The organism is Gilliamella sp. A7 (genome assembly GCF_002142015.1).
Taxonomy (GTDB): domain Bacteria; phylum Pseudomonadota; class Gammaproteobacteria; order Enterobacterales; family Orbaceae; genus Gilliamella; species Gilliamella apis_A.
This window is the reverse complement of sequence record NZ_NASN01000016.1, coordinates 16114-31181: the sequence shown is the minus strand read 5'-3', so window position 1 is coordinate 31181 and position 15068 is coordinate 16114. Positions and strand designations below refer to the sequence as shown.

General features: G+C 36.8%; 16 protein-coding genes. 5 read left to right on the top strand and 11 right to left on the bottom strand.

Going from position 1 to position 15068, the window contains the following annotated elements:
- Positions 1–2: 2 nt before the first annotated feature.
- From B6D18_RS06015 to flgB, 8 genes are read right to left on the bottom strand one after another with little or no spacing between them, the layout of a single operon-like run.
- Positions 3–1109: a flagellar basal body P-ring protein FlgI gene (locus tag B6D18_RS06015; RefSeq protein ID WP_086363616.1), complete on the bottom strand. Its 1107-nt coding sequence runs from the start codon at positions 1107–1109 to the stop codon at positions 3–5.
- Positions 1110–1120: 11 nt separating this feature from the next.
- Positions 1121–1798 (bottom strand): flagellar basal body L-ring protein FlgH, encoded by a 678-nt coding sequence (locus B6D18_RS06010; protein WP_086363615.1) that lies wholly within the window; start codon positions 1796–1798, stop codon positions 1121–1123.
- A gap of 22 nt (positions 1799–1820) precedes the next feature.
- Entirely contained in the window at positions 1821–2603 is a 783-nt protein-coding gene (flgG, locus tag B6D18_RS06005; protein ID WP_086363614.1) for a flagellar basal-body rod protein FlgG, read from the bottom strand.
- Between the two features lie 18 nt (positions 2604–2621).
- Positions 2622–3377 carry a flagellar basal body rod protein FlgF gene (locus B6D18_RS06000; RefSeq protein ID WP_086363613.1) on the bottom strand — a complete coding sequence of 252 codons (756 nt, stop codon included), beginning with the start codon at positions 3375–3377 and terminating at the stop codon, positions 2622–2624.
- A gap of 14 nt (positions 3378–3391) precedes the next feature.
- Positions 3392–4603: a flagellar hook protein FlgE gene (gene flgE, locus B6D18_RS05995; RefSeq protein ID WP_086363612.1), complete on the bottom strand. Its 1212-nt coding sequence runs from the start codon at positions 4601–4603 to the stop codon at positions 3392–3394.
- Between the two features lie 16 nt (positions 4604–4619).
- Positions 4620–5339 (bottom strand): flagellar hook assembly protein FlgD, encoded by a 720-nt coding sequence (gene flgD / locus B6D18_RS05990; protein WP_065579055.1) that lies wholly within the window; start codon positions 5337–5339, stop codon positions 4620–4622.
- A gap of 13 nt (positions 5340–5352) precedes the next feature.
- Positions 5353–5760 carry a flagellar basal body rod protein FlgC gene (gene flgC, locus B6D18_RS05985; RefSeq protein ID WP_086321101.1) on the bottom strand — a complete coding sequence of 136 codons (408 nt, stop codon included), beginning with the start codon at positions 5758–5760 and terminating at the stop codon, positions 5353–5355.
- Positions 5761–5762: 2 nt separating this feature from the next.
- Positions 5763–6173 (bottom strand): flagellar basal body rod protein FlgB, encoded by a 411-nt coding sequence (gene flgB, locus B6D18_RS05980; protein WP_086363611.1) that lies wholly within the window; start codon positions 6171–6173, stop codon positions 5763–5765.
- A 156-nt stretch (positions 6174–6329) separates the two neighbouring features.
- On the opposite strand from flgB, the gene flgA reads away from it, so the two are divergent.
- The 5 genes from flgA to flhA all read left to right on the top strand — a co-directional run bounded on the left by flgA (position 6330) and on the right by flhA (position 11210).
- A complete protein-coding gene (gene flgA / locus B6D18_RS05975; RefSeq protein WP_086363610.1) occupies positions 6330–6992 on the top strand; it encodes a flagellar basal body P-ring formation chaperone FlgA in 663 nt (220 codons plus the stop codon).
- Positions 6993–7070: 78 nt separating this feature from the next.
- Entirely contained in the window at positions 7071–7370 is a 300-nt protein-coding gene (gene flgM, locus B6D18_RS05970) for a flagellar biosynthesis anti-sigma factor FlgM (RefSeq protein ID WP_086363609.1), read from the top strand.
- Positions 7371–7393: 23 nt separating this feature from the next.
- Complete coding sequence (locus tag B6D18_RS05965) at positions 7394–7828, top strand: flagella synthesis protein FlgN (protein WP_034901007.1); 435 nt, start codon at positions 7394–7396, stop codon at positions 7826–7828.
- Between the two features lie 143 nt (positions 7829–7971).
- Positions 7972–9102, top strand: coding sequence for a flagellar biosynthesis protein FlhB (gene flhB, locus B6D18_RS05960; protein ID WP_086363608.1), 1131 nt, complete (start codon positions 7972–7974; stop codon positions 9100–9102).
- A 20-nt stretch (positions 9103–9122) separates the two neighbouring features.
- Positions 9123–11210 carry a flagellar biosynthesis protein FlhA gene (gene flhA, locus B6D18_RS05955; RefSeq protein ID WP_086363632.1) on the top strand — a complete coding sequence of 696 codons (2088 nt, stop codon included), beginning with the start codon at positions 9123–9125 and terminating at the stop codon, positions 11208–11210.
- Positions 11211–11257: 47 nt separating this feature from the next.
- Here the strand turns inward: flhA and B6D18_RS05950 are convergent, their stop codons facing one another.
- From B6D18_RS05950 to B6D18_RS05940, 3 genes are all read right to left on the bottom strand, one after another.
- Positions 11258–12640 carry an NCS1 family transporter gene (locus B6D18_RS05950; protein WP_086363607.1) on the bottom strand — a complete coding sequence of 461 codons (1383 nt, stop codon included), beginning with the start codon at positions 12638–12640 and terminating at the stop codon, positions 11258–11260.
- Positions 12641–12689: 49 nt separating this feature from the next.
- Positions 12690–14057 (bottom strand): allantoinase AllB, encoded by a 1368-nt coding sequence (gene allB, locus B6D18_RS05945; protein WP_086363606.1) that lies wholly within the window; start codon positions 14055–14057, stop codon positions 12690–12692.
- A gap of 345 nt (positions 14058–14402) precedes the next feature.
- Positions 14403–15038, bottom strand: coding sequence for an NAD(P)-dependent oxidoreductase (locus tag B6D18_RS05940; RefSeq protein WP_086363605.1), 636 nt, complete (start codon positions 15036–15038; stop codon positions 14403–14405).
- Between the last annotated feature and the right edge of the window lie 30 nt (positions 15039–15068).

The following is a 15068-nucleotide window of genomic DNA, read 5'->3' as shown; positions in this document are numbered from 1 at the left end:
CTTTAAATAGTTTCCAATGCGGCATGCAAACAACCAGCGGTTTTTAATGCTTCTAGTATCGACATTAACTCAGTAGGATTGGCACCTAATAAGTTAAGTGAATGAATAACTCGATTTAGATCGGCGCCAGACGCTAAATTCTGCAGTGCGCCACCATCTTGCTCGATAGTTACTTCATCATCTGGAACCACTGCTGTGTTGCCACCGGCGAGTGGTGTATTGGGTTGGCTAACTTTCAATTTGTTATTTACCACTACGGATAAATTACCATGTGCAACGGCACAATTGTCTAATTGTACTTTTTGATTCATGACCACGACACCAGTACGTGTATTAATCACCACTTTAGCGGAAATAGGGCTAGCACTAATTTGGAGATTTTGAATTGTAGATAATAATTTAACTCTTGCTTGACTGTCTTGTGGCATGGTCAATTTTACAGTCATGCCATCTAAAGCAATGGCGATATTTTTTTGCACTTTGTTAATGGCATCAGCAATTTTTGTAGCCACAGTAAAGTCAAAATGGTTAAGATGTAAATGCATAGTGCTGTTTTCATCTAAGCGTGTAACTAATTCTCTTTCGATGGTTGCACCACTAGGAATGGTTGCAGCTGCCATTTGATTAACCGTTACACTACTACTTCTACTGCTTGCCCCCATACCACCAACAAAAAGATTACCTTGCGCAATCGCATAAACTTGGTTATCAGCGCCTTTTAATGGTGTCATAATCAATGTACCACCACGCAGGCTTTTGGCATTCCCTAATGACGAAACAACCACATCAATTTGTTGGCCAACACGCGCATAAGACGGTAATTTAGCCGTGACCATTACCGCTGCCACATTTTTTAACTGCATGTTGCTTCCTGATGGCACGGTAATACCTAATTGTGAGAGCATATTGGTGATACTTTGTATCGTAAATGGTGTCTGTGAAGTTTGGTCACCGGTACCGTCAAGCCCTACCACGATACCATAGCCGACTAAGGCATTTTCGCGAACGCCTTGTATTGTCACCAAATCTCTTATTCGCTCGGCATAACTAGAAGGGACAACCACAATTAGCAAAACAAAACAGATAAAAGTACGTAATTTATTTAGCATAATGATACTCATTAAAATGGCGAAAGATTAAAAAACAGGCGCTGTAACCAACCCATTGTTTGTGCTTCATCAATGTAGCCATTACCTACATATTCAATACGAGCATCAGCGACCTGAGTTGATATAACGGTATTACTACCACTTATTGTCCGAGGGTTAACAACACCTGAAAATCGAATAAATTCTGTGCCCTGATTTATTGCAATTTGCTTTTCACCAATCACTTTTAAATTACCATTAATCATGACATCTTGAACGGTGACGGTAATGGTACCGTTAAAGGTATTTTTAGCATTAGCACCACCAGAACCTTTAAAATCATTACTACCTGAGATATCTGTATCTACTTTGCCACGACCAACCAGCCCATCTAAAAAGTGCGGTACGGTTTTTACCCCTAAATTGACCCCACCATTACGGCCGGCATTAATGGATGAACTTTTACTTGCGCTAACGTTTTCTTGTAAAACAATCGTTAATACATCACCAATATTGCGTGGTCGACGATCTTCAAACATCGGTTGATAACCAAAACTACTTGGTTGTGAGGCTTGATAAATGGAACCACTGCTGTTCACAATTTCTGGCATTTTGGGAACAATACTGGTATCGCCTTCAACTAATGCTTTTTTAGGTAATTGACTACAACCAACTAACGACAAAGTTATTAAAATATAAAGATATCTCATTACCGCTATCATTTTGTTAGATTTATAATTGATTTAAACGTTGCAACATTTGGTCAGATGCCGATATTGCTTTACTATTAATTTCGTAAGCACGTTGTACTTGAATCATATTAACCAACTCTTCGGCCACATTCACATTCGACGTTTCAATATAACCTTGGTATAGCAGTCCAGCACCATTTAGTCCCGGTGTATTTTCAGTTGGTGCACCAGAACTTTCGGTTTCTAGATATAGATTTTCACCAACGCTTTCTAATCCGGTGTCATTGATAAAAGTGTGTAATGTTAATTGACCAACTTGTACTTGAGTTGATTGATTAGCTAAGGTGACATTGACGATGCCATCACGTGCTACGGTCATTTTTATAGCATTGGATGGAATGTTGATTGTTGGTTGAATTTCATAACCGGCAGCTGTTACTAACTGACCATTTTGATTAACTTGAAAAGCGCCACTGCGGGTATAGGCTTGCGTTCCATCAGGCATAAGAACTTGGAAAAATCCTTGTCCATTAATGGCAATATCACTACTGTTATCGGTTAATTCTAAATTACCTTGGCTATGAATTCGTTCGGTTGCAACTGGTCTTACACCAGTACCAATTTGTAATCCTGAAGGTAATGTTGTTTGTTCTGAAGATTGCGCTCCTGGTTGGCGAATTGTTTGGTATAACAGATCTTCAAAAACGGCGCGTTGGCGTTTAAAACCACCTGTACTAACGTTGGCCAAATTATTGGAAATAATATCCATATTCATTTGTTGCGCTGTTAAACCGGTTTTTGCAATCCATAGTGATTTAATCATTGCTGTTTCCTATTTTAGTTAAGTTAACGATAATATTTGGTTGGCTTTTTGGGCATTTTCGTCGGCAGTGGTAATTTGTTTCATCTGCATTTCAAATTGACGTGAATGGCTAATTAGGTTCACCATAGCTGTAACCGGATTAACATTACTGCCTTCGAGTACTCCAGACATCAATTTTGCATTAGGGTTATCTTGTAACACGGCACCACGATTATTTATGGTTGCCTCAGTTGCATGGAAAAATCCATTATCACCACGTACCAATTCATTGCGTTCAAGGTGAACTTTTTTTATTTTTCCTACTTGGGCAATGGTGGTGCGTTTATCGCCAGCACCTAAAGCTGATAAAGTCCCATCAGTACTGATACTAACTTGTGAACGCTGAGGTACTGTTAATACGCCATTATCACCAAGTAACGGAAAGCCTTGAATGTTAAGTGTGCCGTTTTCATCGATTTGAATCGCACCATTACGGGTATATCCTTCACTGCCATCAGCTAACTGTACTGCTAGCCAATCGTCTTGGGATAAAGCAACATCTAAATTGCGTCCAGTGTAATTAAAGGCTCCGATTGTTGAATCATAGGTTGGCGTAGTTGCCGTTACCATAGTTCTTGTCGGCATACTACTACCGACAATGGGGACGGCTTTCATTGCTGTTAATTGCGCCCGAAAGCCAACTGTCGATACATTAGCTAAATTATGACTAGTTATGGACTGTTGATTTAATGTTTGGCTTGCGCCAGACATAGCAGTATAAATAACGCGATCCATAAATACTCCTTAAATTATCTTAAATTAACCAATGTATTAAGAATTTGATCCTGAGTTTTGATGGTTTGTGAATTAGATTGATAATTACGTTGGGCAACAATCATATTGACTAACTCTTGGCTCATATCGACATTGGATGATTCAACTGCACCACTGGTTAGTAAACCAAAAGTACCGGTATTAGCTGAGCCTAATACTTCACCACCAGATTTAAGGGTCGCCCGCCAGTTATTGTTACCGGCTGATTCTAAGCCATTAACATTGGCAAAATCAGCCATGGCAATTTGACCTAACAACATCGTTTGTTGGTTAGAATAGACTCCATAAATTGAGCCATCATCACTGATACTATAGCCAACCAGATCACCAGCAGCATAACCATCAACGACAGGGGTTTTAATGCTACCGACTTCTTTACCCATATTTTGTTGAGTACTGTTTGCTAATGACAGCGTGAAGCTATTGTCGGCTGAACCATTAAGCCCATTAATATTAATCGTCATTTCTGGATCACTAATTAATTTGCCTGATGAATCAAACTCCATTTGCCCTAATGCTTGTAGGCTTGCGTTAGGATCACTACTATCAAGATAATGAACATCCCATTGATTATCTGCCGTTTTAACATAAAAAAGCTGAACGTTACGTTGATTACCTAAAGAATCATAAGTGGTGATCGTGGTTGAATAATTAAAGGTATCTGCATCGGTGGCATTAACTGGCTGTTTTTCAGGTACTTTGCTATTTGAATTTAAGTTTGTTTGCAAAGAGGCTTTATTGGTTGCTGATGCATTTAACATCTCTTGTGAAATCTTTAATGGGCCTGGTGCTGAACCTTGTTGGATCTGTGGTGGTGTGCCTGTGGCAAGATAACCGGTTAATTGAAAACCATCGGCTGAGATAATATTACGATCAGCGTCTAATTGAAACTGGCCATTACGGGTATAATAGATTTGACCACTACTATCAACTAAGCGGAAAAAGCCATTACCAGAGATAGCAACATCTAGACTATTATTGGTTGACGTTGTTGTGCCATCATTAAAATTTTGCATAACCGCAGCCACTTTGACGCCCATTCCTACTTTTGAACCAGCATAGATATCGGCAAATGAAATGCTAGCACTTTTAAAGCCAACTGTTGCAGAATTGGCAATATTATTACCAATAACATCTAACTGTTTTGATGCGGCATTCATACCACTAATTGCTTGAGAAAATCCCATATTAACTTATTCCTCTTTAAAGAATTTGACGTACTTCGTCAATACTAATTGAACCAAGTATCCCTAAATCAAGTAATACTTTATTATTAACTTTGCTATTAATTACGCCGTACACAACCGAGTAAGATAGTGGTGTGGATGATACTTTTTGCCCGTCATAAGTGGCATTAACCGAAAACGTATAACTACCATCTGGCGCCAGTGTTCCATCATTCAGTTCCCCATCCCAAGTAAAAGAGCTAACCCCAGCAGGAATCGAACCTAAATCGACCTCACGTACAACATTGCCATTTTCATCTTTAATGGTAATGACCACTGACTCAGCATCACGCATAAGTTCAAAGCCAAATGGTGTGGTAATTGTTTCTTTTTCGCTTTCTGAACCTTCCACTTCTGATGTAGCGACTAAAATTTTATTACCTGGAACCATGACACCTTTACCAATCATGTTGCTGGCATTGACCGATAAGCTATCGTCAATTTGACCTGAAACCATACCTAATGTGGTATTCAGTCGTTCGATACCCGCTAACGTATTGATTTGAGCTAATTGCGAGGTTAACTGACTGTTATCCATTGGATTGGTAGGATCTTGATTTTTCATTTGGGCAATAAGTAATGTTAAGAAATTATCTTGTAGTTCCTGACTAGAGTTACCATCAGACGTACCTTTCTTTAGCGCTTGTGGACTGGCCATATTAGTTGATTCTGAAACTGCTACATTTGAGATACCCATCAATTACGCCCTTTTATTGTCCTAGAGTCAGTGTTTTTAGCATTAAACTTTTTGCGGTGTTAATCACTTCTACATTTGCTTGGTAGCTACGAGATGCAGAAATGGTATTAACCATCTCAGCTACTACATCAACGTTAGGTTTTTGAATGTAGCCTTGTTCGTCAGCCAAAGGATGATTTGGTTCATAAACTAAATTCATTGGCGCAGGATCTTCAATAACTTGTGCTACTTTTACTCCAGCAATACTATTGGAATAACCATTGTCATCGACTTGAAAGATAACTTGTTTGGCTCGATAAGCTTGACCTGAAGTACTGGTCACACTATCTGCATTAGCTAAATTACTGGCACTGACATTCATTCGTTGTGTTTGTGCCATTAAGGCTGAACCAGAAACCGAAAAAATAGAGAAGCTCATGATGATTATCCTTGCTGTAATACCGAAATGACATTTTTAAACTGTTCACCTAAAAAGGTTAAATTACTTTGATAGTGGATACTGTTATCCATAAAAGCAGTTCGTTCTTGATCCATCTCAACAGTGTTGCCATCAGCAGATGATTGATAAGGAATACGATAAAGAAGATTATAATTAGTGAAATCAGCACTAGTTATTTGAATATGTTTTGCAGAAGTAATATTTAGTTTTATATTATTGTGGGTCAATTGATTATTGATGGCTCTGTTTAATTCAGTATTAAAATCAATGTCCCGCGCTTGGTAATTAGGCGTATCACTATTAGCAATATTGGTTGCAAGTATATTTTGACGTTTTTCACGAACATTGAGTGCTTGTTGGTGAAAATTAACGAAAGTATCTAATTTATTTAGCATAAAATCATCTCATCCTGATAGATAAAAAGAATTTTAAGCAAATCAAAAAAAAATCATCGTATAAATAACGATAAAAATTGCCCTTATTTCAACATTCGATAGGTGAGCTTATAAAGTACAATTTAGTTATCAATAATTATATGAACCCCGACAAATATGCCTCAGATTATTAGATTGTTGTTTATTTTTTGTATGTTAGGTAGTTCAAAAATAGTTTGTGCCACTGCACTTGAAAAACAAATTAGTGATCTGATCCATCAACAACTTATTGATGTGAATGTTGATAAAGTTGTTATTAATTATCCAACAGCAAAACCACAATTAAGTTGTGACTCACCAACATTGGCAATATTGAACAAAAATAAACAATGGGGCAATTTAACCATTACCGCCAGATGCGAAAATATCACTAAATATATCCAGATATACGTTGCTGTGAGTGGCCATTATGTTATTGCTAAACAAGCCATTAGTGCAGGAACATTAATTACTGAACAACTGGTAAAAATGCAGTCTGGTCAGCTAGATAAATTACCAGCAACAGTAATTTTAAATCAATCTGAAGTTATCAATCATCTTGCTTTACGTAATATTAATGATGGTGAAGTAATAAAAAATTCAATGCTGCAGAAAAACTGGCATGTTAAGGTCGGTCAAACTGTAAAGGTTATTATTAATGGCGAAGGTTACTCAATTGCAACGCGTGGCAAAACACTGAGTAATGGGGCGTTGGGAGAATCGATTAATATTAAACTTAATACGGGTAATGTTGTTGAAGGTGTTGTTAGTGAAAAAGCTATCATTATTATTAATAAATAAAATTAATGATTTTTTGATTTTTGCCGATAATTAGAGTAAACCAACCCTATAAACCTTGACTTGAATTAAAGGAATTTTATGAGTATAGATGCAACAAAATTGGTTACAGCAGTATCGGGATTGCTGAATCGTGATTTAATAAATGGACAAAATAAAGAAACTAAAGCATCTGTGCAAATGTCAAATAGCTTAAATTTGAATAGCAATGTCAAATTAAGCCAAAACACTATCGCATTATTACATTCGACAGAAAATGATATTGATATTAGTAAAATTGAGAAAATAAAACAGGCCATTACTAATGGTAACTTAGTCATCAATCCAAATAAAATTGCAGACGAAATTATTAAGCAAACTCTTGAAGAGATTGAAAGCTAATTAATTTTTGAAGGAATATCATAATGTTAGAGTTAGATAACATTTTTAATAATGTAACAGTCATGTTGCAATCACTTTCAGATATTCTAGAGTCTGAACAGCAAATCCTAATTGGGACTAATACAATTAGCCAATTAAATGACGTTATAAATCAAAAAAGCCAATTACTTATCGAATTAAAGTTACTTGATGAAAAACGGCTAAAAGTAAGTGCACGCTATAATATCCAATCACCTTATAGTGAAAACCCTGAGCTAGCGTTGAAATGGCAAGCCATCACTAATACCACTCAGCGATTAGCTCAAATCAATCGAGATAACGGTATACTTATTCAAAATCGTATGAATATGACACAACAATCGATTGATTATTTGAAAAGTATTAATAACCCCGCGGTTTACACTTATCACGGTTATCAACAGCCTGAAACGATTTCATCTAAACGTGCTAAAGTTTAATCATTTTAATGCTATTTAAAGCTAAACGAGCTAAATAACCAGTAATTTGGGGTCTTATTAAGCCAATAACTTTAATCAGTTGCGTTCATACTGTGCTATCAAAGTAAAGTGTAATTAGACAGTAAAATTGGTTTAACTGATATATGGCTGATGATAGTGATCTAGAGAAAAGTGAACAACCCACCGATAGTAAATTAAAAAAGGCTAAGGAAAAGGGTCAAATTCCTCGATCTCGTGAGTTAACATCGCTAATGATATTGTTAGTTGGCATTATGTTATTTTGGATAATGGGAACAAACTTTGTCAGCAAATTAAAAACAATTATTCAGCACGCCATGTTAGTTGCCCACCGAACCGATGATGATAAACAGATTATTTTCAATTTAATTAATTTATTAACCGCTGGATTTTGGGCAATTTTACCTATTTTTGTGGGATTAGTTATTGTCGCTATCATTGCTCCGCTTAGTGTTGGTGGTTTGCTGTTTAGTCTACAATCGATTAAACCTAATTTAGGTAAATTGAATCCTATTAGTGGATTTAAACGGTTATTTAGTCTGCGAATTTTTTCAGAACTGTTTAAAAGTATTCTTAAAGTGGTTTTAATCGCTTTTGCTGCAGCTCTATTTTTGATACATCAATTTCCTAATATGTTAGCACTACCCAGTATGTATTTAAATAATGCGTTATCTCAGGTAATGCAATTGCTGATTTATGCTAGTTTATTGATTGTATTAGCCTTAATACCAATGGTAGGTTTTGATATTTTTTACCAAATATGGAGCAATTTGAAAAAGTTAAAAATGTCGAAGCAAGAAGTGAAAGATGAGTTTAAAGAGCAAGAAGGTAATCCGCAAATTAAAGGGCGTATTCGACAAATGCAGCAGGCAATAGCAAGGCGTAGGATGATGAAAGATGTCCCTAAAGCTAATGTTATTGTGACTAACCCAACCCATTATGCGGTTGCTCTGCAATATGATGAAAAAACCATGAGCGCTCCCAAGATATTGGCTAAAGGTACCGATAATATAGCGAGCAGAATCAAACAAATTGCTCAAGAGCATCAGATCCCACAATTAGAAGCGCCACCTTTGGCTCGAGCATTATATCGCCATGGTGAAATAGGTAAATCAATACCAGCAGAGCTATATGCCGCGGTAGCACAAATTCTCGCTTGGGTTTATCAATTAAAAAGATGGCATAGATATGGTGGTGAAAAACCACTCAAACCAACCAATTTATCAATCCCAGAATCTTTATCTGTGAATAAATAAAGGTAATTGCAATTGTTATGATGAAATCAAAATTAACTAATCTATTATCAATAAATAGCTTAAAAAATGGTCATTATCGAATTTTAACTGGACCAATGCTGATTCTATTGATTCTTTCGATGATGGTTTTACCTTTACCGGCATTTATTTTAGATCTCTTTTTTACTTTTAATATTGCCTTATCCATTATCATTTTGATTGTGGCACTGTTTACTAAGCGAGTTCTCGATTTTGCCGCTTTTCCCACCGTTTTATTGTTTGCAACTTTATTGCGCTTATCTCTTAATGTTGCCTCAACTAGAGTGGTGTTACTAAAAGGCCATACTGGTAGTGATGCGGCTGGTCGAGTAATTGAAGCTTTTGGTCACTTTTTAGTTGGTGGTAATTTTGCCATTGGTATTGTTGTGTTTATTATTTTAGTTATTATTAACTTTATGGTAATCACTAAAGGCGCGGGTAGGATAGCTGAAGTAGGTGCTCGTTTCGCATTAGATGGTATGCCGGGTAAGCAAATGGCTATTGATGCCGATCTTAATGCTGGATTAATCGGTGAGGATGAAGCTAAAGCTCGGCGTGCAGAAGTTACTCAAGAAGCTGATTTTTATGGCTCCATGGACGGGGCAAGTAAATTTGTGCGTGGTGACGCTATCGCTGGTTTATTGATTATGGCGATTACCATTGTCGGTGGCTTATTAGTTGGCGTGATGCAGCATGGTATGACATTATCCGATGCCAGTACAACCTATGTGCTATTAACTATTGGTGATGGATTAGTTGCGCAAATTCCTTCGCTAATTATTTCCACTGCTGCCGGTGTTATTGTGACGCGGGTCACTTCACAAGAAAACATCAGTGACCAAATGTTAAAGCAGTTATTTAATAATCCACAAGTATTAATTTTAACTGCGGTTGTAATTGGGTTACTTGGCCTTATTCCGGGTATGCCAAATTTAGTATTTTTAATGTTTACGGCTATTTTATCGCTCATTTCGTGGTGGTTAAGCAAACAAAAGAAACTTGAAAAATCAGTCTCTACTCCGCAACAAAATATAGCAGCAACTAAACCGTCAAATGTTGACGCTTCATGGTCTGATGTCAATATTGAAGATATTTTAGCGATGGAAGTCGGATATGGCTTAATCCCTATGGTTGATCAAAACCAAAATGGTGAATTATTAGGCCGAATTCGCAGTTTACGCAAAAAGTTTGCCCAAACATTAGGTTTTTTACCTCCGCAAGTACATATTCGCGATAACCTCTCATTATCACCTTATCAATATAAAATTTTTATAAAGGGTGGCGAAATAGGTCAAGGTGAAATTATGAATAACAAGTGGTTGGCGATTAATCCTGGCACAGTGACCGAAAAAATTGATGGTATTGCAACAACTGAACCCGCATTTGGTTTACCTGCGGTTTGGATAGATGCCAATAATAAAGAAGCTGCCCAAATATTAGGTTATACCGTGGTTGATACCAGTACTATGATTGCTACTCACTTTAATCATTTATTGCATCAATTTGCCAGTGATCTATTAGGGCGCTTAGAAACGCAAGAATTACTGGATCGCATCAAACAAGATATTCCTAAATTAGTCGAAGATTTTATTCCTGGTGTCGTACCATTAACCACGTTTCATAAAATTTTACAAAACTTGTTGGCCGAAAAAGTCTCTATTCGAGATATGCGCACGATTATTGAGACAATTTGTGAACAAGCACCTAACCAAAATGATGCTTACCATTTACTTAGTATTGTTAGAATAGCATTGGGTAGAGTGATTACTCAGCAGTGGTTTCCGGGAACAGAGCCGGTAAAAGTGATTGGATTAAGTATCAGTTTAGAGCGAATATTACTGCAAGCGTTACAAAATACTAGTAATGTTGAGCCTGGTTTGGCGGAACATATACTTCAACAGCTTCAGCAAGCCCTTAATCAGCAAGATGCAATTGGTGCACCGCCAGTTTTATTAGTTAATCATACCTTGCGAGCTATGCTGGCGCAGTTTTTAAGACCTAACTTTCCACAATTAGCGGTATTATCAAATTTAGAAATTAGCGATAATCGTGAAATCAAAGTGACCTGTCAAATTGGTAGTGAATCATGATGATAACATTGAATTTACTACCTAATTTTGCTGGTCACTTAATTGAGCTATTGCTTTTCAAAAATAGTTCCTTTTTTGAACGGCGAATCTTTAAAGGTAAATTTGGTTAATAAAATATAACTAATTCCACCAACAACAAAACCGACAATCCATGTTAAGCTAACTTCATAAAATGCAGCCGCTGAGCCAATCAGCATTGCTAGAATCGCTGCAGGGTTAAAACCAGCAAATTGACCGTTATTATCATATAGCGTGTTTACATCAATTTTTTGTCGACGTAATAGATAGTATTCTACCAATAAAATTGCCACAATTGGCCCTAAAAATGCCGAATAAATTAAGATAAATAAACCTAATCCTTTAGCTGACGTATCTTGAACTAACACCCATGGGAAAGAAGCAATAGCTAATAAACCCGTAATGGTTACCGCCACTTTATATTTCGCTTTAGTTAATAAAGTAATTACGTAAGCAGGTGGGATGATGTTAGCAACAATATTTACGGCAATGGTACCTAATACAATAAAGGATGAGACTACAATGGTAATATATGGATTATTTACTACAATGGCGAACGCTTTAACTGGATTCGAGTTACCGGTGACTGATGCTAACATTACACCAATAGTAATAATAAAGCCGTAAGCGATAAAAATGGGTAAAAAATAGAGTAGGCCACGTTTGCGATTGCTAAAACCTGATTTTAGCTCTCGTGAATAATCAGCCGCACTAAGAAAAATTGCTGCATAATTACCCAAGAACATCATAATAAAGCCACAAAATGGTAGTCCCCAAGTTCCTTCGGCATTTACCCATTTATCGATAATAATATCTTGGTGATTGTTAAGTAATAGAATAAAGACATAAACTAATGCACACAGAATCACCACTGAAATTAGGGTTTCGACCCATTTTATGGCATGGAATCCATATAGTGATAAGGCTATTTGGAAAAATTGTAAAATAAGGAAACAAATAAATACATTATCGAAATCACCATTAGATAATATTTTTACAATCTCATTGAGTGCCGTGGCACCGATCCAGCTTTGAAAACCATACCAAACAATAGCAGGAATACCGCGGAGCAATGAAGAAATAATCGCACCTTTTATGCCAAATGACATTCGCAATTGCACGACATAAGGAATACCTGATCGATATCCTAGACGATCATTAAAGACAAAAATTGTGGTAATGATTAATATTGCGATAAACGTTGCGGCAAACGTTTGGAAAATATTCATGGTGGCGACACCAGCTACGACTAAGCTAGCACCTAAGGTCATATTACCCAAATTCATACCATCACCAATCCACATAAAGGCATAAGCCAAAGGATTCATTGTTCTATCTTTGCTAGATTTGGGTAATAACGAACTATCAATCTGCAATGGTGTCGTCGATGACTGTGCTGTGTTATTCTTCATTATTTTCCTTTCCTACCTATTTTATTTTTTTATCGTTTTAATTTTATGATTAACGTCGAATAAAACTACCTCTCGGCGTTGCATCAATACCAGAATCAATCTGATAAATGGTTTTTCCTCGTAATATGGTTTGCACAACTTGAGCACCAATTTGTCTACCCACATAAGGGCTAAATTTATTACGATATTCGAGATCTTGTGCAGTTAAAACATAGTCTGAATGAGGTTTTATAAAGATAATATCTGCGTCTTTACCAACTTGAATTGATCCCTTGGTGGGTAAGTTATATCTTTCGGCTGGATTTTTAGCGATGATATCGGCAAACTGTTTTAATGACATACCGCGTTTTTGAACGGCTTCATCAAACAAAATATCGACATTATTTTGCACACCTGAAATTCCTCCCCATGCATCAAACGCATTGGCTTTATCTTTTAAATCGTAGGTACATGGTGAATGGTCAGATACGGCGGTGATAATGTGGCCGGCAAAGAGATATTTCCACAAACCTTCTTGTGCTTGTTGATCACGGATTGGCGGAGAACATTTTGCAATTGGGCCAATTGCATCTAATTGATCTGTAGTGAAATAGAGGTAATGAATACAGGTTTCACAAGTGACATTAACACCTTCTTGACGTGCTTTTATTACTTCTTCAACTCCTTCTGGACAAGCTACATGGCAAATATGAATTGGGCAACCGGTTTGTTTGGCAAAAAAGATAGCTCGGCGAATAGCTTCTACTTCAGTGAATGCCGGACGAGTTGCTACGTATTGTGATAATTTGTTTTCCCCTCGTGCTTTGGCTTGTTGTCCCAGAATATCTGTAATTGCTGCATTTTCGGCATGAATAGCTAAAACTTTACCGGTTTTGGCTATTTGGCGCATCCCTTCCCATAATGCATAATCATTAACATTAGCGAAATCACCGTCAAGATTTGGATCACCACAGGTTGCCATAAAGCATTTAAACGCAGCAACACCTTCTTGAACTTGTTCTTCAATACCATTATTGGTTAGGTTGTAGGGAACTAATCCACCATATGAAGCAACATCAACATATAATTTACCTTCGCCAGCAGCATATTTGGTACGCAGTGTTTCTCCGCTGGTAGTGGCAGGAAGTTGATTTAATGGCATTTCGACAAAAGTTGTCACCCCACCTTTTGCACATGCTTTGGTTCCAGTAACATAACCTTCCCATTCATGGCGGACACCGCCAGGTTCGCTAATATGCACATGAATATCAACCATTCCCGGGCTGACAATTAAACCTTCAGCATTGATAATTTGCTCTGCTTGCTCCAAATTAGGGCCAATAGCAGCAATTTTGCCATTTTTTATTGCAATGTCGGTATTAGTCTCGCCTGATTCGAGAATAACAATACCATTTTTAATGATTAGATCGTACTGCATAAGCGTTTTCCCAAGTAAAGTGATAACAAATTAAACACATAATAATTCATATTATCAGTATTATTGGCATTATCAAATTATTCATAATAATCTTTTATTTATGCAATAAGCATGCCAATAATTGAACAGTTAACCGATAACTGGTCTAATCTAATTTTTTCAATTGTTAGCGCACTAAAATGATCCATTTATATACCAAAGGTTGATGTGTTTGCACTATTTTGGTTTGTTGGCGTGAGTGAACAAATATGGTTAGTCGAGTGGAAAGTTTAAATGATTTTCCTTACATTAAAATAACCGTTTGTATATAGGCTATCTTAATGTAAGGTTATTTATCGATATCTATTATTCAGCGACAACAGTAAAACGTTGTTTGATATGTTGGGCTTTTTCTGCTTCATCAATCATTGCGACCGCATAGTCAGCGTAGCTGATTTGACTTTTACCTTGGCTGTTAACTAAGAATTGCTCGCCACCAACAGTATAATGACCAGTTCTTGCTCCATCAGCAATAAACTCAATTGCTGGGCTTAAATAGGTCCATTGCACATCATCACAGGTTCTTAGTTGATCTAAAGCTTTCGCCATATTGTTGGCTAATGGTTTAAATTCATCAGGGAAATCTGGTGAATCGGCTAAACGAACGGTATGCTCTGGGTCGACGTATAAACTGCCGGCACCACCAACAACTAATAAACGGTTAGGTTTACCGCTTAAAATATCGGTTAAATGTTTAAGGCTAGTTTGATGTAATGGTAATGATTCAGGTGTCCAAGTACCAAATGCATCAATAATCACATCAAATGGTTTTAAATCGTCATAAGTTAATTGAAATAGATCTTTAACTAATACTTTCGCTTTTGCGTCGCTATTTGAACTTGGTTTACGTACGATAGCTGTGACATCATGTCCTCGTGATAATGCTTCTTTAACCAATAGTTGTCCTGATTTACCATTTGCACCAATGACTGCAATTTTCATCTTGTTCTCCTTAATACGACTTAAATAAAT